24 protein-coding genes and 1 tRNA gene are annotated in these 22,293 nt (G+C 67.7%); 12 read left to right on the forward strand and 13 right to left on the reverse strand.

What is annotated here, in order from left to right; all coding sequences use genetic code 11:
* Window positions 1-10: 10 nt before the first annotated feature.
* Complete coding sequence (locus ACWGCN_RS01745; RefSeq protein ID WP_452460431.1) at window positions 11-1,594, reverse strand: serine hydrolase domain-containing protein; 1,584 nt, start codon at window positions 1,592-1,594, stop codon at window positions 11-13.
* Window positions 1,595-2,201: 607 nt separating this feature from the next.
* Between ACWGCN_RS01745 and ACWGCN_RS01750 the strand changes: the two genes are divergently transcribed.
* Entirely contained in the window at window positions 2,202-3,203 is a 1,002-nt protein-coding gene (locus tag ACWGCN_RS01750; RefSeq protein WP_452460432.1) for an ATP-binding cassette domain-containing protein, read from the forward strand.
* 56 nt (window positions 3,204-3,259) lie between these two features.
* Window positions 3,260-4,054: an ABC transporter permease gene (locus ACWGCN_RS01755; RefSeq protein WP_449967021.1), complete on the forward strand. Its 795-nt coding sequence runs from the start codon at window positions 3,260-3,262 to the stop codon at window positions 4,052-4,054.
* 13 nt (window positions 4,055-4,067) lie between these two features.
* On the opposite strand, the gene ACWGCN_RS01760 is transcribed toward ACWGCN_RS01755, so the two are convergent.
* Complete coding sequence (locus ACWGCN_RS01760; protein WP_170112099.1) at window positions 4,068-4,217, reverse strand: hypothetical protein; 150 nt, start codon at window positions 4,215-4,217, stop codon at window positions 4,068-4,070.
* A gap of 52 nt (window positions 4,218-4,269) precedes the next feature.
* Between ACWGCN_RS01760 and ACWGCN_RS01765 the strand changes: the two genes are divergently transcribed.
* A complete protein-coding gene (locus ACWGCN_RS01765) occupies window positions 4,270-4,803 on the forward strand; it encodes a peptidylprolyl isomerase (RefSeq protein WP_378634585.1) in 534 nt (177 codons plus the stop codon).
* Between the two features lie 74 nt (window positions 4,804-4,877).
* Here ACWGCN_RS01765 and ACWGCN_RS01770 read toward each other — a convergent pair whose 3' ends face one another.
* Window positions 4,878-5,327, reverse strand: coding sequence for a PH domain-containing protein (locus ACWGCN_RS01770; protein WP_378989385.1), 450 nt, complete (start codon window positions 5,325-5,327; stop codon window positions 4,878-4,880).
* An 84-nt stretch (window positions 5,328-5,411) separates the two neighbouring features.
* Window positions 5,412-5,675, reverse strand: a complete 264-nt coding sequence (gene crgA, locus ACWGCN_RS01775) for a cell division protein CrgA (RefSeq protein WP_378634580.1) — start codon at window positions 5,673-5,675, stop codon at window positions 5,412-5,414.
* Between the two features lie 63 nt (window positions 5,676-5,738).
* Here crgA and ACWGCN_RS01780 point away from each other — a divergent pair, with 63 nt between their 5' ends.
* The 3 genes from ACWGCN_RS01780 to ACWGCN_RS01790 all read left to right on the forward strand — a co-directional run bounded on the left by ACWGCN_RS01780 (window position 5,739) and on the right by ACWGCN_RS01790 (window position 7,687).
* Window positions 5,739-6,401: an aminodeoxychorismate/anthranilate synthase component II gene (locus ACWGCN_RS01780; protein ID WP_378989386.1), complete on the forward strand. Its 663-nt coding sequence runs from the start codon at window positions 5,739-5,741 to the stop codon at window positions 6,399-6,401.
* Between the two features lie 8 nt (window positions 6,402-6,409).
* Window positions 6,410-7,084, forward strand: a complete 675-nt coding sequence (locus tag ACWGCN_RS01785) for a RibD family protein (RefSeq protein WP_378989387.1) — start codon at window positions 6,410-6,412, stop codon at window positions 7,082-7,084.
* Between the two features lie 144 nt (window positions 7,085-7,228).
* Complete coding sequence (locus ACWGCN_RS01790) at window positions 7,229-7,687, forward strand: deaminase (RefSeq protein ID WP_378989388.1); 459 nt, start codon at window positions 7,229-7,231, stop codon at window positions 7,685-7,687.
* A 1-nt stretch (window position 7,688) separates the two neighbouring features.
* On the opposite strand, the gene ACWGCN_RS01795 is transcribed toward ACWGCN_RS01790, so the two are convergent.
* The 8 genes from ACWGCN_RS01795 to ACWGCN_RS01830 form a co-directional block, all read right to left on the reverse strand.
* Window positions 7,689-8,108 (reverse strand): CBS domain-containing protein, encoded by a 420-nt coding sequence (locus tag ACWGCN_RS01795; RefSeq protein ID WP_378634571.1) that lies wholly within the window; start codon window positions 8,106-8,108, stop codon window positions 7,689-7,691.
* A 100-nt stretch (window positions 8,109-8,208) separates the two neighbouring features.
* Complete coding sequence (pknB, locus tag ACWGCN_RS01800; protein ID WP_378989389.1) at window positions 8,209-10,104, reverse strand: Stk1 family PASTA domain-containing Ser/Thr kinase; 1,896 nt, start codon at window positions 10,102-10,104, stop codon at window positions 8,209-8,211.
* Window positions 10,101-11,630 (reverse strand): protein kinase domain-containing protein, encoded by a 1,530-nt coding sequence (locus ACWGCN_RS01805; protein ID WP_378989390.1) that lies wholly within the window; start codon window positions 11,628-11,630, stop codon window positions 10,101-10,103. Before ACWGCN_RS01805 ends, pknB begins: the two co-directional genes overlap by 4 nt.
* 37 nt (window positions 11,631-11,667) lie before the next feature.
* Window positions 11,668-13,140 carry a peptidoglycan D,D-transpeptidase FtsI family protein gene (locus ACWGCN_RS01810; RefSeq protein WP_378989391.1) on the reverse strand — a complete coding sequence of 491 codons (1,473 nt, stop codon included), beginning with the start codon at window positions 13,138-13,140 and terminating at the stop codon, window positions 11,668-11,670.
* Complete coding sequence (locus ACWGCN_RS01815; protein WP_452460201.1) at window positions 13,137-14,609, reverse strand: FtsW/RodA/SpoVE family cell cycle protein; 1,473 nt, start codon at window positions 14,607-14,609, stop codon at window positions 13,137-13,139. Before ACWGCN_RS01815 ends, ACWGCN_RS01810 begins: the two co-directional genes overlap by 4 nt.
* Window positions 14,609-16,060: a PP2C family protein-serine/threonine phosphatase gene (locus ACWGCN_RS01820; RefSeq protein WP_378989392.1), complete on the reverse strand. Its 1,452-nt coding sequence runs from the start codon at window positions 16,058-16,060 to the stop codon at window positions 14,609-14,611. Before ACWGCN_RS01820 ends, ACWGCN_RS01815 begins: the two co-directional genes overlap by 1 nt.
* A complete protein-coding gene (locus ACWGCN_RS01825) occupies window positions 16,057-16,533 on the reverse strand; it encodes an FHA domain-containing protein FhaB/FipA (RefSeq protein ID WP_062992366.1) in 477 nt (158 codons plus the stop codon). The genes ACWGCN_RS01820 and ACWGCN_RS01825 overlap by 4 nt, the downstream gene beginning before the upstream one ends.
* A gap of 168 nt (window positions 16,534-16,701) precedes the next feature.
* Window positions 16,702-18,129: a DUF3662 and FHA domain-containing protein gene (locus ACWGCN_RS01830; protein WP_452460202.1), complete on the reverse strand. Its 1,428-nt coding sequence runs from the start codon at window positions 18,127-18,129 to the stop codon at window positions 16,702-16,704.
* A 219-nt stretch (window positions 18,130-18,348) separates the two neighbouring features.
* Between ACWGCN_RS01830 and ACWGCN_RS01835 the strand changes: the two genes are divergently transcribed.
* From ACWGCN_RS01835 to ACWGCN_RS01845, 3 genes are all read left to right on the forward strand, one after another.
* A tRNA-Leu gene (locus tag ACWGCN_RS01835) sits at window positions 18,349-18,431 on the forward strand.
* A 111-nt stretch (window positions 18,432-18,542) separates the two neighbouring features.
* Complete coding sequence (locus ACWGCN_RS01840) at window positions 18,543-19,994, forward strand: tyrosine-type recombinase/integrase (protein WP_452458907.1); 1,452 nt, start codon at window positions 18,543-18,545, stop codon at window positions 19,992-19,994.
* A 33-nt stretch (window positions 19,995-20,027) separates the two neighbouring features.
* Entirely contained in the window at window positions 20,028-20,522 is a 495-nt protein-coding gene (locus ACWGCN_RS01845; RefSeq protein ID WP_452458908.1) for a hypothetical protein, read from the forward strand.
* 378 nt (window positions 20,523-20,900) lie between these two features.
* Here the strand turns inward: ACWGCN_RS01845 and ACWGCN_RS01850 are convergent, their stop codons facing one another.
* Complete coding sequence (locus ACWGCN_RS01850) at window positions 20,901-21,176, reverse strand: helix-turn-helix domain-containing protein (protein ID WP_452458909.1); 276 nt, start codon at window positions 21,174-21,176, stop codon at window positions 20,901-20,903.
* A gap of 141 nt (window positions 21,177-21,317) precedes the next feature.
* Between ACWGCN_RS01850 and ACWGCN_RS01855 the strand changes: the two genes are divergently transcribed.
* The 3 genes from ACWGCN_RS01855 to ACWGCN_RS01865 all read left to right on the forward strand — a co-directional run bounded on the left by ACWGCN_RS01855 (window position 21,318) and on the right by ACWGCN_RS01865 (window position 22,253).
* Entirely contained in the window at window positions 21,318-21,554 is a 237-nt protein-coding gene (locus ACWGCN_RS01855) for a helix-turn-helix domain-containing protein (protein ID WP_452458910.1), read from the forward strand.
* Window positions 21,551-21,892, forward strand: a complete 342-nt coding sequence (locus tag ACWGCN_RS01860; RefSeq protein ID WP_452458911.1) for a hypothetical protein — start codon at window positions 21,551-21,553, stop codon at window positions 21,890-21,892. The genes ACWGCN_RS01855 and ACWGCN_RS01860 overlap by 4 nt, the downstream gene beginning before the upstream one ends.
* A gap of 133 nt (window positions 21,893-22,025) precedes the next feature.
* On the forward strand, window positions 22,026-22,253 hold the full coding sequence (locus ACWGCN_RS01865) for a hypothetical protein (protein WP_452458912.1): 228 nt from the start codon (window positions 22,026-22,028) through the stop codon (window positions 22,251-22,253).
* Window positions 22,254-22,293: the final 40 nt, after the last annotated feature.

Raw genomic sequence — 22,293 nt, forward strand, 5'->3', positions numbered from 1 at the left:
TGGTGCTGCGTCACTTCGTTCTGGTGAACGTGCCGAGACCGCTCTCGTCGAAGTAGTCGATGGTCAGTGTGCCGTCGGCGAACCGTGCCGAGGTGACGCTGCCGGGCGGGGCGTTCTCGCCGCTCAGGTCGAAGGCGAAGGTGTCGCCGTCCCAGTGCCGGAGTTGATAGGTCCGCTGCTCGGGGCCGATGGTCAGGCGCAAGCCGCTATCGGTCGCGACGATCGTGGCGGGTCCCCAATAGGCGCTGTCGTAGATGCCCTCGTAGGTCGGTAGCGGCTGTGCGGGGGCAGGATTCGCCGGGGCGGGCCGACCGGACAGGGCACCTTCCGGATCGTCGATGGCGGCGAAAGCGTCGCGGTACAGGCCGCGCCAGTCCTCGCGCACCTCGCCGAACTGCACCAGATCGGCGAACTCGGCGGTCAACGTCTCCGGGATGCCGAGCGGTGCGGCGTTCGTCAGCGCGACGATGGCCACGTCGGCGGACGGGATCACCAGGAAGTTGGTGGCCGCGCCGAGGCCGAAGGCGCCGGAATGACTGGTGGCGGTGCGCCCGGCCGCGGAGACCGACACATTGAAGCCGTACCCGTAGCTGCCCGCCCGCGCGGTGGGGGAGGCGGGCGGCGCCGAGACGATCTGAGGTGTGACGGCGGGCAGCAGCGCTTCGGGCGGGGCGATGGTTGTCGCGCCCGCCGTGCCGTTACCGAGCAGCATCGTGAGCCAGCGGGCCATATCGTTCACCGAGGAGCTCGCCCCGCCGGCGGGGGACTGGGGGTCGGGGTCGCGCACGTAGCGGGCCACCCAGTCGCCGTCGATGTTCACGTGTCCCACCGCGTGATTCGGCCGGGCGAGGAAGTCGTCGAAGCGAGAGCTGGTGTCGCGCATGCCGAGTGGCGTGTAGAGGGCATCCGACGAGAGTTGGGCCCAATCCTTCCCGGCCGCCGCGGCCACGGCTTCGGCGCCGGCGGTGAGCCCGAAGTTGGTGTAGTGATAGGTGATCCGGAAGGGGTCGAGGGGCTCGAGGCGCAGCTTGTCGAAGATCGCGGCCTGGTCGTAGCCGAGGTCTTCGAGCCGGTCGCCCGCGTGATCTGGCAGGCCGCTGCGGTGCGCGAACAGGTCGCCGACGGTGAGCTGGGCGGTGGTGGCGGGATCGGCCAGCGCGAACGACGGGAGGTGGGCGACCACCGGGGTCGTCCACTCGATCGTGTCCGCGCCGACCTGGTTGGCCACGACGGTCGCGGCGAGCGACTTCGACACCGAGGCGAGTTGGAAGACGGTGTCGGCGTCGACCTTGTCGGGTGTGCCTGCCGCGCGAACACCGAAACCCTTGGCGTACACGGTCTTTCCGCCATGGACCACCGCGACGGCCATGCCGGGAATGCGGCTGGAGTCCATCAGCGAGCCCACCAGTTCGTCGAGCTGCCCGACGGCTTTGCCGACCGCGTCGGCGGGCAGGGCGACGCCTGCGACTTGATTCGGGGGGAGCTCGGCGGTGGTCGTCGTGGTGGTGTGCGTGTCGTCGGTGGATCCGCTACAACCAACGAGGATCGTCATCGAGAGGACGACCCCGGCGATCGCACCGCGACCAGGCACCATGGGCCGACGATAACCCTGGTTGCCGGGTGATCGCCGGAACGTGGCCGGACTGTGACGCCCGGCGTTGCGGTGCGCTTCGGCTGATCTACCGAGCTGCGACCTTGCCGGAAAATGGGGAGCGGGCCTCGGCGAAGGGGGGGAGTTAGCCGAGGCCCGCGTAGGGTCGGCCCGGGGGGGAGGGGCCGACCTGAACGATCCTACGCGATACGCGCGGAATTCGTGTACGCGCACCGGGCGAGTTCACGAGATTTTTCGGGTGCCGGTGCGGGTGTCGGCGGTGGTCCGGGGTGCGGCGATCGGCCGGTGCGCGCTCCCGGTACCTGTCAGGTGTCTTACGAACATCGGAATCGGCTGGTACGCAAGGTTTTACGCGGAATCGCCGGTGAACATGTTCTCGTCTCGCGTGTGGCGACCGTCCAGCGAACAGGCGCTCTTGTTCGTGTCGGGAGACAGAAAATCAGTCCGATTCGCCGCGTGTCGCGACACGTCGGCATGTCGAACAATTGTGTACATCTGACTTGCGGTCGCGCGGAAATTTGGGATGCGACTTGTCGGTGGGTGGGGCAATACTGGGCACAGCATCGCCAACCACGACTTCAGGAGAATCATGCCCGACGCAATCGTCGCCGAGGGTCTGGTCAAACGGTACGGGCAGCTCGTCGCCCTCGACGGACTCGACCTGTCCGTTCCGGAAGGTACCGTCACCGCGCTTCTCGGCCCCAACGGCGCGGGAAAGACCACGACTGTTCGCGTTCTCACCACGCTGCTGGTACCCGACGAGGGCACCGCCACCGTCGCCGGTATCGACGTGCTCGGCAACCCACAGGCCCTGCGCTCGCGCATCGGTGCCTCCGGCCAGTATTCCGCCGTCGACGAATACCTCACCGGTTTCGAGAACCTCGAAATGGTCGGCAGGCTCTACCACCTCGGCACCCAGCGAAGTAAGGAGCGGGCCCGCGAACTGCTCGACCGCTTCCGCCTCAGCGACGCCGCCGACCGGCCGGTGAAGGGTTACTCGGGCGGTATGCGCAGGCGCCTCGACCTGGCAGGCGCCCTCGTGGCCAACCCGCCGGTGCTGTTCCTCGACGAACCGACCACGGGTCTGGACCCGCGTGCCCGGCTCGACCTGTGGGACGTCATCGAGGAGCTGGTCGCCGGCGGCACCACCCTGCTGCTCACCACCCAGTACATGGACGAGGCCGACCGCCTCGCCGATTCGATCGCGGTGATCGACCACGGCAAGGTGATCGCCCGCGGCACCGCCGACGAACTCAAGGCCCTCGTCGGCGGCGACCGGATCGAACTCACCGTCGGCGCCGCCGACCAGCTCGCCGTCGCCCAGCAGGTGCTCAGCGGGCTCGCCGACGGCGAGATCCATCTCGAACCCGGCCTGCGCAAGCTCATCGTGCCGGTCGCCGACGGGTCACAGGACCTGGTCACCGCCATCGGCAGGCTCACCGAGCACAAGGTGGACATCAACGATGTCGCCCTGCGCAGACCCTCGCTCGACGACGTCTTCCTGACGCTCACCGGGCACGAGGCCGAAGAACTCGTCAACGGCGATCGCGAGTCGGAGACCGTGGGCGCCGCGGAAGGAAAGAACCGATGACCGTCGCACTCGACAAGGCCGAGCTGCATCCTCCCAGCCTCGGCGAACGACTGTCGATGGTGGTGAGCGACAGCATCACCATCGCCAAACGCAACGTCATCAAGATCAAGCGCGTACCCGACGTGCTGATCTTCACGACGCTGTCGCCCATCATGTTCGTGCTGCTGTTCGCCTACGTCTTCGGCTCGGCGATCTCGATCCCCGGGCTCGAAGGTGGCTATCGGGAGTTCTTGATCGCCGGCATCTTCGCCCAGACCGTGGTGTTCGGCGCCACCTTCACCGGTGCGGGCCTGGCCGAAGACATGCAGAAGGGCATCATCGACCGGTTCCGGTCGCTGCCGATGGCGCCGTCGGCCGTGCTGGTCGGGCGCACGATCAGCGATGTGGTGATCAACGTGGTCAGCCTGGTGGTGATGTCGCTGACCGGTCTGGTCGTCGGCTGGCGGATCCGCGGATCGTTCCTCGACGCGGTGCTCGCGTACGCGCTGATGCTGCTGTTCGCCTACGCGCTGTCGTGGATGATGGCCGTGGTCGGCCTGATCGTGCGCGCGCCGGAGGTGTTCAACAACGCCAGCTTCATGGTGATCTTCCCGCTGACGTTCCTGTCCAACGCGTTCGTTCCGCTCGACAACATGCCTGCTCCGCTGCGGGTCTTCGCCGAATGGAACCCGGTCTCGGCGCTCACCCAGGCGGTGCGTGACCTGTTCGGCAACGTCAACCCGATGGCGCCGCCCTCGGACGCGTGGCCGATGCAGCATCCAGTGACCACCACGCTGATGTGGATCGTGGTGATCCTGATCGTCTTCGTGCCGCTGGCTCAGATCCAGTACAAGAAGTCGGTCAGTCGCTGAACAACAGCCGGAACTAGTGCGCCGAGCCGTTGCGGGAATACCCCAGACGCGGCGGCTCGGCGGCCGGTTCCGGCAGTTGTGGACGCTTGGCACGGGCCAGGTAGGCCAGGGCGCCCGCCCCGGCGAGCGCGATCGACGCGAGCAGCGGATTACGAAGCTTCATTCGACCACTGTGGCACAAACAGATTCGACGTGTCGCGTGGCACCATAACTGCGTGACCTCACCCAACCAGACGGCCGTGGCAACTCTGCACACCAACCACGGCGATATCAGGATCGCGCTTTTCGGTAACCACGCCCCGAAGACGGTGCGCAACTTCGTCGGTCTCGCCGACGGCACCGCGCCGTACTCCACCGTCAATGCCGGTGGGACGGAAAGTGGCCCGTTCTACGACGGCGCCGTCTTTCACCGGATCATTCCGGGGTTCATGATCCAGGGCGGCGATCCGACAGGCACCGGCCGTGGTGGGCCGGGCTTCGAGTTCGCCGACGAGTTCCACCCGGATCTGCGCTTCGACCGGGGCTATCTGCTCGCGATGGCGAATGCGGGCGCCGGCACCGAGACCAACGGTTCGCAGTTCTTCATCACCGTCGGCGCGCAGCCGCACCTCAACCGCAAGCATTCGATCTTCGGGGAGGTGGTCGACCCCGATTCGCGCAAGGTCGTCGACGCTATCGCCTCGGTGAAGACCGATCGCAATGATCGCCCCGACGAGCCGGTCATCATCTCGGCCGTCACGATCGACTGATCAAGGCCACACACAGAACTCCCCGCCGCGGACCGTCGCGGCGGGGAGTTCTCTTTGCTTCACGTGAAACAACGTCAGTCCGAAGTCACCGAGGCGAAGCCGTTGACGACCAGAGCGTCGTACACGTCGTGGGGATTGGTGCCGAGGTCCCAGCGGCCGAAGATCAGCAATCGCTCGGTGTCCTCGTGGCGCACGTCGACCTCGAGCATCGCGGATTTGCGGCCGATGCGGCGGTAAGAGACCATCCGGATCCGGTCGATCCGGTCGAGTGGGTAGTCCTTCGGGCCGGTGAGCGTGCCGACCACCAGGCGCGGCGCGGGGCCGGGAACCATGGTGAGCCGAGGGCGCTGCCGGATGCCGAGTGCGGACATCGCCAGCACGGCGACGGCGGCGATGCCGATGAGCAGCCTGCTCGGGCCGTCCTGGGCGAGGACTGCCAGCACGGCCAGCAGGATCCCGCCACCGCTGATGGCGAGCAGACCTGCGACAGGGGTGGACCACGAGACGGGTTGTGCATCGTTCACGCGGTTGTACGCCCCTCTATCCTCGAGTTGTGCACAGGGTTATCCACAGGTGTGCATGAATAACACCGGTGTAATCCGCTGCGATCAGCGCCATCGCATGGTCATGACCAGGCCGATGACCATCAGGCCGAACCCGATCAGGAAGTTCCAGGCGCCCAGATCGAGCATGAAGCCGATGTGGTCCTGCGCCAGGTAGTAGACGATCAGCCACACCAAGCCGGCGAGCATGAAGCCCAGCATGATCGCGACGTACCAGACCGGCGACGGCCCCGCTTTCACCTTCACCGGCGTGCGGCTGGCGGGGCTCGGGGTGTAGTCGGCCTTCTTGCGGACCTTGGACTTGGGCATGACGTCCTCGAATTCGGAGTACAGGTAACTCCTAGGCTATCGCAACTCCCGTACCCTCGACGCATGCGTGTATTGGTCGTCGACAACTACGACAGCTTCGTGTTCAACCTGGTGCAGTACCTCGGCCAGCTTGGTGCCGACGTCGTGGTCTGGCGCAATGATGACCCCCGCCTCGACGATCTGGACACCCTGCTCACCGTCGGGGACGAGGGTGGAGCGTTCGACGGCGTGCTGGTGAGCCCCGGCCCAGGCAGTCCCGACCGGGCGGGCGCGAGCATCCCGCTCGTGCACGCGGCGGCCCGGCACAACAAGCCGCTGCTCGGCGTGTGCCTCGGGCACCAGGCGATCGGCGAGGCGTTCGGCGGCACCGTCGACCGGGCGCCCGAATTGCTGCACGGCAAGACCAGTGATGTTTTCCATCTCGGGTCCGGCGTGTTGGCCGGCCTGCCCGACCCGTTCACCGCCACCCGATACCACTCGCTGACGGTTCTCCCGGAAACCATTCCCGAGGAGCTGGTGGTGGTCGGCCACACCGAGAGCGGCATCGTGATGGCGATGCGTCACCGCACGCTGCCCATCCACGGCGTGCAGTTCCACCCCGAGTCCGTGCTCACCCAAGGCGGCCACCGGATGCTCGCCAACTGGCTCGAGGTCTGCGGCGAACGTCCGTCCGAGGCACTCGTCTCCGCGCTCGAGGCGGAGGTCGCCGCGCTGGTCACGCAGTGAGGCCGTGGGTGCGGTTGTCGGTGGCGGCGAGTCTGGACGGCTATATCGACGACGCGAGCGCACAGCGCCTGCTGCTGTCGAACACTGCCGACTTCGACCGGGTCGACCAGATCCGTGCCGAATCCGACGCGATCCTGATCGGTGCGCACACGCTGCGCACCGACAACCCCCGCCTGCTGGTGAACAGCGCCGAGCGCCGGGCCGCTCGGGTGGCGGCGGGCGAACCGGAGTTCCCGGTGAAGGTGACCGTCACCGATTCCGGTGATCTCGATCCGGGGCTGCGCTTCTGGCACACCGGCGGCGACAAACTCGTCTACACCTCCGATGCGGGTGCCGGGAGGCTGGGCGACCGGCTCGACGGACTCGCCGAGGTGGTCAGCCTCGGCGAGCGTCTCGCGCTCCCGGCCCTTGTCGCCGACCTCGGCGCGCGAGGTATCCACAGGCTGATGGTCGAAGGGGGTACCGGCATGCACACCGGCTTCCTCGCGGCCGATCTGGTCGACGAGATCCGGCTGGCGATCGCGCCGATCCTGGTCGGCGATCCGGCGGCGCCGCGCTTCGTCGGACCGGCGCAGTTCCCCGGCGGGGCCGGTCGCAGGTTGCACCTGGCGGGTGTGGAACAACTTGGGGATGTCGCTGTGCTGAACTACCTGGTCAGCCCCGATCCACAGCCCCGCAACTAACTGATACCGCGAACAGAATCACTGCATTGACCTGGGAAAATTCAGCTGTCCACAGTTCACGGACAACTTTGCTCCACACCTGAACATGACCGATTCCACATCACGCGAGAGTTGTGGATAACTCGCCGACCACAGGGAAACGACATGAGCCACGACGACACCGACCACCGGTTCATGCACAGGGCGATAGCGCTCGCCAAGAACTGTCCGCCCAGCGAGACGGCCTATTCGGTCGGCGCCGTGATCGTCGCCGACGGGGTGGAGATCGCGACCGGCTTCTCTCGCGAAACCGACGAGAAGGTGCACGCCGAGGAGTCCGCGCTCAACAAGCTCGACCCCGACGACCCCCGCCTGACCAGGGCCACGATCTACAGCACCCTCGAACCGTGCTCCACCCGCGCCACCGCCACCCGGCTGCCGTGCACCGATCGCATCCTGGCCGCCGGCATCCCCACGGTGGTGATCGCCTGGCGCGAGCCGAGCCTGTTCGTCGCCGCCTGCGAGGGTGTGGACAAACTCCGCACCCATGGCGTGCGCGTGGTGGAGCTCACCGACCTGGCCGCGGAAGCCAAGTCGATGAACACCCACCTCGACCTCAGTTAGCTCAGGGCCGCCCGTAGATGGCGGTCACGAATTCGCCGAGCTGATTGTCATCGAGGTGCCGAGCCAGATCGGCCTCGCTGATCATCCCGACCAGGCGCTTGTTCTCGATCACCGGCATCCGCTTCACGCGGTGCGATTCCATCTGGTCGAGCACGTCTTCCACATCGGCGTCCGCGCTGACCCACCGCGGCGTCGACTCGCAGAGTTCCGCCGCTGTCGTCAGATCAGGTGACAGACCGAGCGCGACGCACTTCACCACGATGTCGCGGTCGGTGATGATGCCGCACATGCGCTCGTCGTCATCGGCGACGACGATCGATCCGACCCCGAGATCGGCCATCGCCGTCGCCGCGGTCGTCACGGTGTCACCACGGGTGATCCACTGCGCACCGGGCTTCATGATGTCCCTGGCTGTCGTCATAGGGGGCTACCTCCTCGTCAGCAACGCTGGATGGGATGAAAGCAGCCTCATTCTGCGCCCGCGCGGACGCGGCGGGCGTGTTCGCCATCCAATCGAGACCTCATCGCGGAATCGGCGACGCTCCCACGTGCAGCACCACATTGCCGTTGATCGTCACTGCCGAACCGGCCGCCGGATTCTGCCCGACGACCTTGCCCGAGGCATTGCCGTCGAGCGTGATCACCGTGGTCTGGCTGAGCTGACCGGTCCACCCGAGCCCGCGCAACGTCTCCTGCGCCTGCACCGGCGTGAGCCCGGTCAGATCGGGGACGGTGATCCGGTCACCGGCGGAGACCTGGACCGTGATGGTCGAGCCCTTCTCCGCGTTGCTGCCGCCGGCCGGGTTGGTGGCGAGCACCTGGCCCTTGGGCAGCGAGGACTTCACTTCCTGGATCTCGACCTTGAAACCGGCGGAGGCGACCAGGTTCGGCTGAGCGATGGAGATGTCCTGGCCCACCACGGTCGGCACACGCACCTCTTCCGGCCCGCCGCCGATGGTGACGACGATCGGCCGGTCGATGTCCACCCGCACACCCGCGCTCGGGTCCTGGGCGATCACCTTGTCGGTCTCGGCGGTGCTCGACGGTTTGCGCACCACATTCGGATCCAGTTGCAGACCGAGCGAATTCAGCTTCTGCTCGGCATCGGCCTGACTCATCCCGATCAGCCGCGGCAACTGCACCTGCGTGGGCCCGGTCGAGACCTGCAACGTCACCGTGCTGCCCTTGTCGATGCGCGAACCGCCGAGTGGCTGGGTCGCGATCACATTGCCCGGCGCCACCTTGCCGTCCGGCTTCTCCAGCCTGGCCACGTGGAAACCGGCCTGCTGGAGGTCGTCCTGTGCCTGCTGCGCGGGCTTGCCCGACAGATCGGGGACGGCAACTTGATCGGCCCGGCTACCTGGACCGACCAGCACCCAGAACAGGCCGAACGCCACAGCGAGCGCGGCCGCGACACCGAGTGCGATCAGCCCGGTGCGGTTACGTTCCTCGCCGTCGGGCCCGACCACGGGATGCTCGGAGGTGTCGTCGCGGCGGTCGTGGAAACTCCGCGGCCCCGGTTCGTCGTCGTAATCGGTGCGGTCTTCCTCGTTCATCACCATCGGCGCGCTGGGCTTCTGCCCGCCGAGCACCCGGATCAGGTCGGCGCGCATCTCCGCTGCCGTCTGGTAGCGGTTGGCCGGGTTCTTGGCCATCGCCTTGAGGATCACCGAATCGAGCTCACGCGGCACGCCGGGATTGACCGACGACGGTAGCGGCGGATCCTCCTTCACATGCTGGTAGGCGACCGCGACCGGCGAGTCACCGGTGAACGGCGGCTGCCCGGTGAGGATCTCGAAGAGCACGCAGCCCACCGAGTACACGTCCGAGCGCGCGTCGACGGTCTCGCCGCGCGCTTGCTCGGGCGAGAGGTACTGGGCGGTGCCGATCACCGCGGCGGTCTGGGTCATCGGGTTGGCGCTGTCGGCGATCGCGCGCGCGATGCCGAAGTCCATCACCTTCACCGCACCGGCGCGGTTGATCATGATGTTGGCCGGCTTCATATCGCGGTGCACGATCCCGGCTTTATGGCTGAAGTCGAGCGCGGCGCACACGTCGGCCACGACTTCCATCGCCTTGCGCGGCGCGAGCGGTCCCTTGCCGCGCACGATGTCGCGCAGGGTGTCGCCCTCGACGTATTCCATGACGATGTAGGGCAGCGGCCCGCCGTCGACGGTGGCTTCGCCGGTGTCGTACACGGCCACGATGGCCGGGTGGTTCAGCGCGGCCGCGTTCTGGGCTTCGCGCTTGAACCGCAGGTAGAACGTGGGATCGCGGGCCAGATCGGCCCGCAGCACCTTGATCGCCACGTCACGCGACAGCCGCACGTCGCGGGCGCGGTGCACCTCCGACATGCCGCCGAACCCGATGATCTCGCCCAGCTCGTACCGCGAGGAGAGGTTCTTCGGGGTCGTCATGGTTGTCCTATGGTCGGGCCTACCGCCGTGTCGCCATCGGGGAACGGCAGGTCGAAGGTGGGCAGCCGGGGACGACCGACGGTGGTGGTGCCCGCGGCCGGCGCCGTGGTGGTCGGCTCCGGTTTGGTCGGCTTCGGTGTGGTCGTCGGCTTGGTCTTGGTCGTGGTGGTCGGCGGCACCGTCGTGGTGGTCGGCGGCTCTGTGGTCGTCGTCGGCGGCTCGGTGGTCGTCGTCGGACGTTGCGTGGTGGTCGGCGGTTCCTCGGTGGTCACCGGCGGCGGCGGGACCGGCCGGGTGGTGGTCACCGGCGGAGGCAGCGGTTTGGTGGTCTGCACGGTGGTGGTCGTGGTCCCCGAATCCCGGTTCGGTTCACCGCCGAACAGCAGCCACAGCACACCACCGCCGAGCAGCAGCGCGCCGACACCGAGCGCGATCAGCCACTTCTGGTTGTTCTTGGCGTTGCTCGCGGGTACCGGCGCGGGCGCGGAAGCCTGGGTGGCCGGACCGCCGTAACCGCCGGTGGGCGGACCGACCGGACCGCCGGGCTGATGGCCGAAGCGCATGGTCGCGCCGTCGTAGTCCGCCGCGGCCGCGGCTGCCGCGGCGGCGGGGAGCACCACGGTCGGGCCGGGCGGAAGTACCCGGGTGGCCCCGGTCATCGACGGACCGGTGGCGCCACCGGGGAGCGGCGGCATGTGCCCGGCACGCACCGCGGCCACGGCATCAGCGAACTCGCCGCCGCTGCGGTAGCGCTGCAGCGGGTCCTTGGCCATGGTGATGGCGATCAGTTCGTGCACGTTCGCGGGCAGGTCGTCGGGCATCGGCGGCGGTGCGTCGCGTACGTGCTTCATCGCGACGGTGATCGCGCCCTCACCGGTGAACGGGCGGACGCCGGCCAGTGCTTCGTAGCCGACGATGCCGAGGGAGTAGACGTCCGACGCCGCGGTGGCGTCCTCGCCGACGGCCTGTTCGGGTGCGATGTACTGGGCGGTGCCCATCACCATGCCGGTCTTGGTCACCGGTGAGGCGTCGACCGCCTTGGCGATGCCGAAGTCGGTGATCTTCACCTGTCCGGTCGGCGTCACCAGGATGTTGCCCGGCTTCACGTCACGGTGCACCACCCCGGCCGCGTGGGCGACCTCGAGCGCGCGCCCGGTCTGCTCGAGCATGTCGAGACCCTGGACGACCGAGAGCCTGCCCATCCGGTTGAGCACCGCGTTGAGCGGTTCGCCCTGCACGAGCTCCATCACCAGGTAGGCGGTCTCGCCGCCCGACGGGTCGGTGGTCTCGCCGTAGTCGTAGATGCCCGCGATCCCGGGCGCGTTGAGCTGCGCGGTGGTCCGCGCCTCGACGCGGAACCGCGCACGGAAGGTCGGGTCGGCGGAGAACTCGGTCTTGAGGACCTTGACCGCCACCCGGCGATCGAGCCGGGTGTCCATCGCCTCCCACACCTGACCCATACCGCCCGTGGCGATGAGCCGCTGCAGGCGGTAGCGGTCGGCGATCATGGCGCCGTTGTTCAGCATCGGGGCCCCCGTGTTGTCACTCGCACACTCATTTCGTTCAGCCCCCTGCCAGGCCCGCGTCCAGTACCGACCTGGCGATCGGCGCGGCTACCGAACCTCCGGTGGCCGCCAGGGCCCGATCGCCGCCGTTCTCGACGATCACCGCGATGGCGATCTTCGGGTTCTGCGCGGGCGCGAAGGCCATATACCAGGCGTGTGGCGGGGTGTTACGGGGATTACTGCCGTGTTCGGCGGTTCCGGTCTTGGACGCGATCTGGTACGGCGACCGTCCGCCGCCCGCGGTATTGGCTTCCGAGGCGACCATCAGATCCGTCAGGGTCGACGCTACCTGGGGGCTCACCGCCTGCCCGACGCTGACCGGCTTGGTCTTGCTGAGCTCTGACAGATCGGGCGCTTGGGTTTGATCGACCAGATACGGCTGCATCCTGGTGCCGCCGTTGGCGATGGTCGCGGCGATCACCGCGACATTGAGCGGCGTCACCGACACATCGCGCTGGCCGATGCTCGACTGGCCGAGCGCGGCGTTGTCCGGGATCGGGCCGACGGTCGATTCGGCGACCGGGATCGGCACACCGGGCGGATCCTCGACTCCGATGCCGAACGCGGCGGCCTCGTCCTTGAGCTTCGCCGCGCCGACCTTCACGCCGAGTTCGACGAACGCGGTGTTGCACGAACGCCGGAACGCGTCGTAGAGGCTGGCCGTCGGCTGGTCGCCGCAGGTGCTGCCGTTGTAGTTCTCCAGCGTGGTGCTGGTTCCGGGCAGGGTGATGTTGGGCGCGGCGGTGAACTGGTCGTTCGGACCGGCGACGCCGTTGGACAGTGCGGCCGCGGTGACGACGGTCTTGAACGTCGACCCCGGCGGATAGGTCTGCGAGACGGCGCGATTGAGCATCGGCTGACTCGGATCGGTGCTCAGTCGTTCCCAGGCGGCGCGACCCGCCGCGCCGTCGTGGCCCGACAGCTCGTTGGGGTCGTAGCTGGGCGTGGAGACCATGGTCAAGATCTTGCCGGTGCTCGGCTCGATCGCCACGACGGCGCCGGTGTAGCCCTTCGACGTCATCTGTTCGTAGGCGACCTGCTGCATCATCGGATTCAGCGTGGTGAGCACGTTCGCGCCGCGCGGATCGCGTCCGGAGAACATGTCGATGAGCCGGCGGCCGAACAGGCTCGAATCGTTGCCGGAGAGCAGCGGATCCGCGGCCAGCTCGAGCCCGGTCTTGCCGTACTGCATCGAGTAGAAACCGGTGACCGGCGCGTACGCCGAGGGGTCGGAGGGGTATTCGCGCAGGTACTTGTACCGGTCGTCGGTCGCGACGGAGCCGGCGAGCACGGTGCCGCCCGCGGAGATCTGACCGCGCTGGCGTGAGTACTCGTCGAGCAGCACCCGCGAGTTGCGCGGATCGCTGCGCAGGTCGTCGGCCTTGACCACCTGCAGGTAGGTCGCGTTCACGAGCAACGCCACCACCATCACCATCACGGCGACGGCGACGCGACGCAGAGGTGTGTTCATTCGCTCACCCTGCTTTCCGGCCTGCGGACCAGTTCGGTGGCCGCGTCCGCGATCGGGGCGGGCGCGCGCCTACGGGCCGGTGCCGGTGCGCGGGCCGCATCGGAGATCTTGATCAACAGCCCGAGCAGCGCGTAGTTCGCCAGCAGCGACGAACCACCATAGGAGATGAACGGCGTGGTCAGACCGGTGAGTGGAATCAGTTTGGTGACACCGCCGACGACCACGAAGATCTGGATCGCGATGGTGAACGACAGGCCCGCCGCGAGCAACTTGCCGAAGCTGTCCCGCACGGCCAGCGCGGTGCGCAACCCGCGGACGATGAAGATCAGGAACAGCATCAGCACCGCGGTGAGCCCGATCAGGCCGAGTTCCTCGCCGATGGTGGTGACGATGAAGTCGGTCTTGGCGAAGGGCACCTGCTGGGGCCGTCCGCTGCCGAGGCCGGTGCCTGCGAGTCCGCCGGTGGCGAAGCCGAACATCGACTGCGAGATCTGGTAGCCGGTGTTGTGGTAGTCGTCGAACGGGTGCAGCCAGGTGTCCACGCGCACGCGCACGTGCCCGAACAGTTCGTAGGCGAACACGAATCCGAGCGCGAGCAGGCCGCCACCGATGATCAGCCAGCCCACCCGTTCGGTGGCGATGTAGATCATCACCAGCACCGTGCCGAAGATGAGCAGCGAAGTACCGAGGTCTTTTTCGAGCACGAGCACGCCGATGCAGACGATCCACACGATCAGGATCGGGCCCATATCGCGCGGTCGCGGCCATTCCATGCCGAGGAAGTGCTTGCCCGCCGCGGTGAACAGGTCACGCTTGGCCACCAGCACGCCCGCGAAGAAGATGATCAGCAGGATCTTCGCGAATTCGCCCGGCTGCATGCTGAATCCGGGCAGCCGGATCCAGATCTTGGCGCCGTTGACTTCAGAGAACCGGCTCGGCAACAGTGCCGGAATCGCCAGCGCGACCAGCCCTACCAGGCCTAGTGTGTAGGTGTAGCGCGCCAGCGTGCGGTAGTCCCGCAAGACGATGAGCAGGCTGATGAACACCACGATGCCGAGGCCGGTCCACATGATCTGCTGGTTGGCGTCGGGGGAGGGGACCGATGTCGCGTCGTACGCCGCCTTCTGCGCTTCGGCGAGATCGAGCCGGTGGATCAGCACCAGCCCCAATCCGTTGAGCAGCGCCACAATCGGTAGTAGGAGCGGGTCCGCGAACGGCGCGAACCGGCGCACCGCGAGATGCGCGATCCCGAACAGCGCGAGGAAAGCCACCCCGTACTTGGCGATGTCGGTGGTGATCGACTGTTCCTGGCTCGCCTCGACGATGAACAACGACACCGTGGTGATGCCCGCCGCGCCCGCCAGCAGCAGCAACTCCTGGTTGCGTCGCGTCGACGGCGGCGGCGCCGGCGCGAATCCACCAGGGGGACTGGGGAACGCCCCAGCCGACGGCGGTGGCGGTGCGGACATCAGTCCGTCACCCGGCAGTTCTCCCCTGAGATCTGCGGGGTTGTCGGGGGGACGGTGGTGGTGGTCGGGGCAGGCGTGGTCGTGGTCGGTGTCGCGGGCTGGTCGGGGCCGGGAGTCGGTGCGCCGCCGGGGATCACCGGGGTCTGCTCGGGCGGCAGCACGCCGGGCTGCGGTACCGATTCCTTCTTCGGGCACGGCGGCAGGAGCTCGTTCTGCGCCAGCACCTTCATGCTGCCGCGCGCCTTGTCCAGCGAATCCGGCGGCAGGCCCTTCTGCACTTGGTCGCGCCCGGTCTGCTTCAGGTCACTGACCAGCAGCGGCTTGCACCCACTCGGCGCGGACTTGCCGACCTCGACGAGGGTGAGCTCGCTCTTGCTGTTCACACAGCCCGTCAGCTCCACATCGTGGATCGAGTAGCCGAGGATCGAACCGGGCAGGCCGCGCATCACGACCACCTTGTCGTTGTCGGCGCCCACGTAGTAGTTGCTGCGAATCATCTTGTAGCCCACCACGAGTCCGACGGCGACCGCGGCAATCAACGCCAGCGACAGCAGCAGCCAGCGCAGCTTGTGCGACTTCGTCTCCGGCGGCGGTGGTGCGGCGGCTGCCCGGCGCGGTTGCGCCCGCGGCGGACGCATCGCGGCGGCACGCCCTGCCGCGGTGTTCGGCGGCGGGGAGTCTTCCTCCTCCTCGGTGGAGGCGGCGCCCGCGAGAATCGGGTGGCTCTGGCCGTAGTCGAGGTCGATCACATCGGCGACGACAACGGTCACATTGTCGGGCCCACCACTGCGCAGCGCCAATTCGATGAGCCGGTCGGCGCACTCGTCGGTGTTGCCCTCGCGCATGGTGTTGCCGATGGTCTCGTCGCTCACCACGTCCGAAAGTCCGTCGGAGCACAGCAGATAACGATCACCGGCGCGGGCTTCGCGCATGATCAGCGTCGGCTCGATCTCGTTGCCGGTGAGGGCACGCATGATCAGCGAACGCTGGGGATGGGTGTGCGCCTGTTCGGCGGTGATCCGGCCCTCGTCGACGAGCGACTGCACGAACGTGTCGTCGCGGGTGATCTGGGCGAGTTCGCTGTCGCGCAGCAGGTAGGCACGCGAGTCGCCGATGTGGACCAGGCCGAGTTTGCGGCCCGCGAACAGGATGGCGGTGAGCGTGGTGCCCATGCCGTCGAGTTCGGGTTCGGCCTCGACGTGGTCGGCGATGGCGGCGTTGCCGGAATGCGTGGCGTGGTCGAGCTTGCCGAGGATGTCGTCGCCGGGCTCGTCGTCGTCGAGATGCGCCAGCGCGGCGATCATCAACTGGGAGGCCACTTCTCCGGCGGCGTGCCCACCCATGCCGTCGGCCAGCGCTAGCAGGCGTGCGCCCGCGTAGACCGAATCTTCGTTGTTGCCCCGGACGAGTCCGCGGTCGCTTCGCGCGGTGTAGCGCAGAACAAGTGTCACGATCGCAGCTCGATCACTGTTTTGCCGACTCGCACAGGAGTGCCGAGCGGAACACGGACGGCGGTGGTGACTTTCGCGCGGTCTAGATATGTGCCGTTGGTGGAACCGAGGTCTTCCACGTACCAGTCGTCACCACGCTGAGACAGTCGCGCGTGCCTGGTCGAGGCGTAGTCGTCGGTGAGTACCAGCGTGGAATCGTCGGCGCGTCCGATGAGGACCGGTTGCGTGCCGAGGGTGATTCGAGTGCCGGCGAGTGAACCATGAGTCACCACTAGATACTTGGCGCCCTTCTGGCTTCGGCTGAAGGAGGGCAGACCGATGGATCCGCGATTTCCGCGGGTTGCCCTCGGCTGTATCCGTATGCCGGATGCCGCGTAGATATCGCTGCGCAAGGTCCGCAGAACGGCCCAGACGAACAACCAGAGCAGCAGCAGGAACCCCGCGCGGGTCAATTGCAGGATCAATCCCTGCACGGCGTTCCACCTCCTGTTCGCCCGGGTACGTCGGTACGGCAGGTGCGGGGCGAACCACCCCCACCAGCGTGCTGGCTTGCGGGCCCCGAGGTCGGGACCGTGCGTGTAATGGCAGCATCATAGAGCCGACAGCGTCGACTCGTGACGTGCACCGCGCAGCTTACGGGATCAGACGATCCGGATCAGGATCTCGGAATGTCCGGCCCGGATGACGTCGCCATCGGCGAGCTGCCAATCCTGCACGGGGGAACCGTTGACGAGCGTTCCGTTGGTGGAACCCAGGTCGGAGAGCATGGCCGTCTGGCCGTCCCAGCGCACCTCGATATGGCGACGCGACACCCCCGTGTCGGGTAGCCGGAAGTGGGCGTCCTGGCCGCGGCCGATGATGTTGGAACCCTCGCGCAGCGCGTAGGTGCGGCCGCTGCCGTCGTCGAGCTGGAGCGTGGCCGAGTAGCTCGACTGGGCGGCGCCGTAGCCCGCGCCCTGCTGCTGGCCGTAGCCCTGCTGGCCGTAACCGGCGGCGGGCTGGGCGTAGCCGCCCTGCTCCTCCTGGCCGTAGGCGGGCTCGGCGTAACCGGGCTGCGCGCCGTATCCCTGCTGGCCGTAGCCCTGCTGCTGGGGTTCGGCGTAGCCCTGCTGGCCGTAGCCGCCCTGCTGGTCGTAGCCCGGGTCGGCGTAGCCCTGCTGGCCGTACCCACCCTGCTGGCCGTAGCCCTGCTGCTGGGGTTCGGCGTAGCCCTGCTGGCCGTAGCCGCCCTGCTGGTCGTAGCCCGGGTCGGCGTAACCGGCCTGGCCGCCCTGCGCGCCGTAGCCGCCCTGCTGGCTGTAGGCCTGCTGGCCGTAGCCGCCCTGCTGGTCGTAGCCGGGCTCGCCGTACGCGGGCGCGGCGCCGTAGCCACCCTGCTGGCCGTAGCCCTGCTGGGCGGGCGCGGCGGGGTCGTAGCCGTTCTGGTATTCGCCGCCCTGCTGGCCGTATGCGTCGCCGTATCCGGGCTGCGCCTCGGGCGCGCCGTAGCCGCCACCGCGGCCGTAATCGTCGGCCGGGTAGGAAGCCCCTGGTGCGCCGGCGGGCGGCGGTGCGTACCCGCGGTTGCGTGGATCGGACTCCGCGGGCTCTCGGCCGGGCTCGTAGCCTGAGTTATGCGTCATGGGGCCAGCTCCTGGTTGCGGGTGTGCGGGTCGTTGTGGCGGTCCGGGGCGAGGTGGGGCCGTCCCACGACCGGCGTCGGGGTCGACGCGGCCGCTCGCTCTGAACATTCCGGTGTGCAGCGTAGGTGATGCCTCGAACGCCACGTGTACTTCGCCGTAGGTCTGCCAGCCCTGCTCGCGGATGTAATCCTGCAGATGTTTGGCGAACGCTTTGGTTGTCAGGTCGTGATCGGCGTCGAGCTTGCCGTGATCGGTCTCGTTGATCGTGATCACGTAACTGTTCGGCGCGAGACGGTGCCCGCCTTCCAGATCCTGGATCTGATCTGCGGCTTCCTGCTGCAGCGCGGCCTCCACTTCCTGGGGAACCACACTGCCGCCGAACACCCTCGCGAACACGTCACCGACAGCGCCCTGCAAGCGACGTTCGAATCTCGACACGATGCCCATCACAGCCCTCCCTTCGGTGCGCGTGTCCGCCCTCCTCGACACGCTGGTTACGGCGTGTCCGGACCCGACCACGTTCCTTGCATGATATCCACGATCCTCTACCTGGGTAACTCCCGGCGGCGTGACCCAGTTCCCGCGCCCTTTCAATCGACATCGCCGCAGGTCAGGGAATCGATTTTATTTTCGGCCGCGGGGCATGTTAGATTTTTCCAGTCGCTCGGGCGAGTGGCGGAATGGCAGACGCGCTGGCTTCAGGTGCCAGTGTCCGTAAGGACGTGGGGGTTCAAGTCCCCCTTCGCCCACAACGAAATAGCAGGTCAGGGGCATAATCTTCGGATTGTGCCCCTTCTGCGTCCACAACGCGGTCCACAGTGAACCTGAGGGGGTTCGGCTGAGGCAAGGACTCGCGCGCCATGGCGACCACTCCCCGCATCCGCATTCGCACCGACGGCAGCACCTATTCGCAGGTGCGGTACCGCATCACCCGGCCCGGTCACAGCAAGCCGGTGCAGACCTCCCAATCGTTCGACGACCACGCCGCGGCGATCCGCTGGGCGAAGCTGCTCGACCGTGTCGGCCCCATCGAGGCCGAGCGCGTGCTCGCCGCCCAGCTCGCCGCGGCTGCGTCCGAGTCCGCCGTCGTCACATTGAAAGAGTGGCTTCACCGGTACGTCGACAGCCTCGGCAAAAGCGTCGACGACGAGACCAAGCGGAAATACCGCCGGATGATTGACCGCGATATGGTCCCGTTCTTCGGCGAGCACCTGCCCGTCGATGCCCTGACACCCGAGCTCGACGCCGCGTGGATCGACTGGCTCGAGACCGAGTTCGACAACGGACCGAAAACCGTGCGCAATAAGCACGGGTTGCTCTGCGCGGCAATGGGTGCCGCCGCCCGCAAGCGCCCGACGCCGCTCATCCCATGGAATCCCTGCGCCGAGACCCGCCTACCGAAGTGCTTGGCGCGCGAGGTCGACCACCTCGACGAGCTCGAGTACGAGCTCGTCGAGCAACTGCTCGCGCCATGCTGGCGCGATTGGTGGGAATTCGCCGTGATGTCGATGGCGCGCCCCGGCGAGCAGGGAGCGCTCAAGGTCGGCGACATCAATCAGCAGACGGGCGGCGTCTCGATCGTCCGCGCGTGGAAGTGGGCAAACGGCCGTCTCAAGCTCGGCGACCCGAAGACCTTGCGCGGCATTCGGACGACGTTCGTGCCGTTGGAGACCGTCGCCCGGCTCGACCTCGACCGCGACGCGGACGAGTGGCTGTTCCTCACCCCGACCGGCGTGCCCGTGACCTCGGTCCGATTCTGGCAACAGGGATGGGCGCCGATGCTCGAGCGCCTCGACGCGCTGATCAAGGGCGACCGGACGCCGTTCACCGGCGCGGCCGGGTGGGGCGGCCTGTCGTTCGACGAGCTGTGCAAGCGATACGGACACATCGCCGCGCGCCTGCGGACCAAGCGTCTCGTCCCGTACATGTCGCGGCACACGGGCATTTCGTGGCGCCTGCAAGACGGCGAGCCCATCTGGGTAGTGAGCCGCGACGCCGGGCACTCGTCGATCACGATTACCGACCGCCGGTACGGGCACAACTCGACCGCGGCCTCGGCGGCGAGCGCGCAAGTCATCGCCGGGCGCCTGCCTCGTCTGCGTAGCAAGGTGGTCGGCATCGAGCAGGCCCGGAGGAGACGCCTCGTGCAGCTCGGCCGCCTCGGCGAAATCGAGCGCGTCGGCAACGGATTCGAGGCGGTGTGGATGGACGCCGACGGCGTCGTGCAGTCGCAGGTGTTCAGCACCTACGACGCCGCGGTCGAGCACGTCGCCGAGCACGAGGCCGGCGACCTGCTCGCCGACGCCGCGTGACCGCGAAATCCATTTCATATCAGGTGCAATGAAATGAAATTCACCGCAGGTAAATGCAGGTTTCCGACCGGTCCCGACTCGGCGTGTGGCGCGCCCGTGCCGCCGCGCGCCGGGCCGGGGCGCCCGGCCGCTTACTGTGCCGATCCCGATCACAACCCGGTTCGCGCACACCGCGCAGCGAAGAAGCTCGCCGAGGCCGCGGCGGCGGGCGAGCAGACGGACGCCGGGCGCCTGGCCGACGAGCTCGCGCGGGCTCGCGCGCTCATCGTCGCGGCCGAACGCGCCCGGCACCGCGCCGAGGTCGGCGCACACGCCGCGCGCCGGGAGCGCGACGCGGCGCTCGAACTACGCGACCTCGCCGTCGAGGACGCGGCCGACGCGAGAGACTCAGCGGCCGAGGCGGTCTCACGAATGCGTCACGATTGCGACCGCGAGGTCGCCGCAGTGGCGGCCGTCGCCGACGCCGAAATCGCCCGCGCACACACTGCGCACACCCGCGACGAACGCTCGATTCTGCGATCTGCCTAGACCCGTTGACCAACACTGCCGGGGCGTATCCCCTTGATACGCCCCGGTTTTGCTATTCCTAAATCTTCCGCGTGGTAACGATTCCGTGATTTCGGAAATCGGACAGACCGGCCACCATGATCCTGGCTACGCTGGCGTTACCCATTGGTCCTACGACTCCGGGCGGGCGGCATCGGCACACAATGCGAGGGTTGCCAGACCCGGTAGTATCGAACAGGTGTTCGAACGAGGCGTCGGGGCTCGTGATCGGTGGCGTTTCAAAACGAGGCGATCGAGGGTGGCGATATGGGGCAAGCGAACCGGGACGAGGTCGATAGGTCAACGAGCGTGGCGAGCTTGATCCGAGCCGCGAATCGTCAAGGAGTGAGCGCTAGTCGTCTACTCCGAAGGCATCGACTTCTGCGCGGCGTCGACGAACTCGCCCGGATCGACGCCGAGCCCGCGAGCGATTGCCAACAACTGCGTGACTGACATCTCGCGTTCCTGAGTCTCTAGGCGCGAGATCGTGTTCGTGCTCAGGTTCGAGCGCTTCGCGAGCTCCGACTGTTTGAGATCCGCGCGGGCGCGCTCTGCCCTCAAATGCGCGGCGAGCGCCCGAGTCTCGGGATCGTCGTATTTTGGGCGGCCCGCTTTGTGGTCACCATCTGTGCTCATTGGGTGATTGTCACCCCCAATTGGGTGTTGAGGCAACCCTTCCATTTGTGATCCTGTCGGCCGGGCGTGTCCGCAGCGATCTAGTTAACACGCACCCAATCGGAGTTGACGCACACCCAATCGGGTGTATCGTCCTCCAGTATGGACAGCGACAATGCAGGGCGGATAGCGGCACCGCTGCGCGCCGCCCGCGCACGCCGGGGGCTGACACAAGAGCAGCTCGCGAAGTTGTCGGGATTCGCCCCGCAAACCATTTCCCGGTTCGAGACCGGCGACCGTGACCCGCGCGTCGGGCAGCTGATGCGCCTCGCCGCGGCTCTGGACGTATCGCCGTCGGCACTGCTGGCCGAGGCCGTCGCCGTCGAGGCCGTCGCATGAGCGCCGTCGACCTCGAGTTCGAGACGTTCTCGCTCGAGGAAGTGGGCGAGATGCACGGCGTATCGGCCGATTGGCTGCGACGCCGCATAACCAACGGCGAGACGCCCGCCGTTCTGGGGACGCACTGGCGGATGACCCGCTCGGATATCGCGACGCTCGTCGAGCAGATGCGCGAGGCCGCACAGCGCAAGGTCGCCGAGCTCGCCGACGGCACCGACGGCCGCGCCAAGCGCCGCGCCGCTGCCAAGTCCACCACCGACGCCGAGCCGACCACCGATGCCGGGCTGAGTCCGCGCACCGCCGCCCGAATGAAACGCCGCAAGACCGACGCGGCCTGACTTCCCGCGGCGGCGCGCCGAACGCCGCCGCGGGGGAGCGGGACCGACCGACGGACCGCCGGGTGCACCCCCTCACACCCGAACCCGGTCGGCCCCGCACAACCAACCAGCACGAGCAGATAGGAGACCCGAGATGAGCTGGGTCGAGGTTCACGAGCAAGCCGCCGAGCGAGCGCAGCAGCGCCGCCTCGACGACGCGCTCGGCGATCCGCCGCCCGGCGTCGACGCCGAAGAGTGGCACCGGCTATGCGAGGCGATCGACGCCTCGGGCTGGGTGTCTGGCCGGATGCTCGCGCCCCGCGCCATCCGAGAAATCGCGCACGCCGCCGTCGCGGTGCTGCGTCCCCCGACCAACCCCTGACAAGGGGCTGCCCCGACCGATTGCGACTCGGCCGGGGCGG

It is taken from the genome of Nocardia sp. NPDC055050, assembly GCF_053608345.1.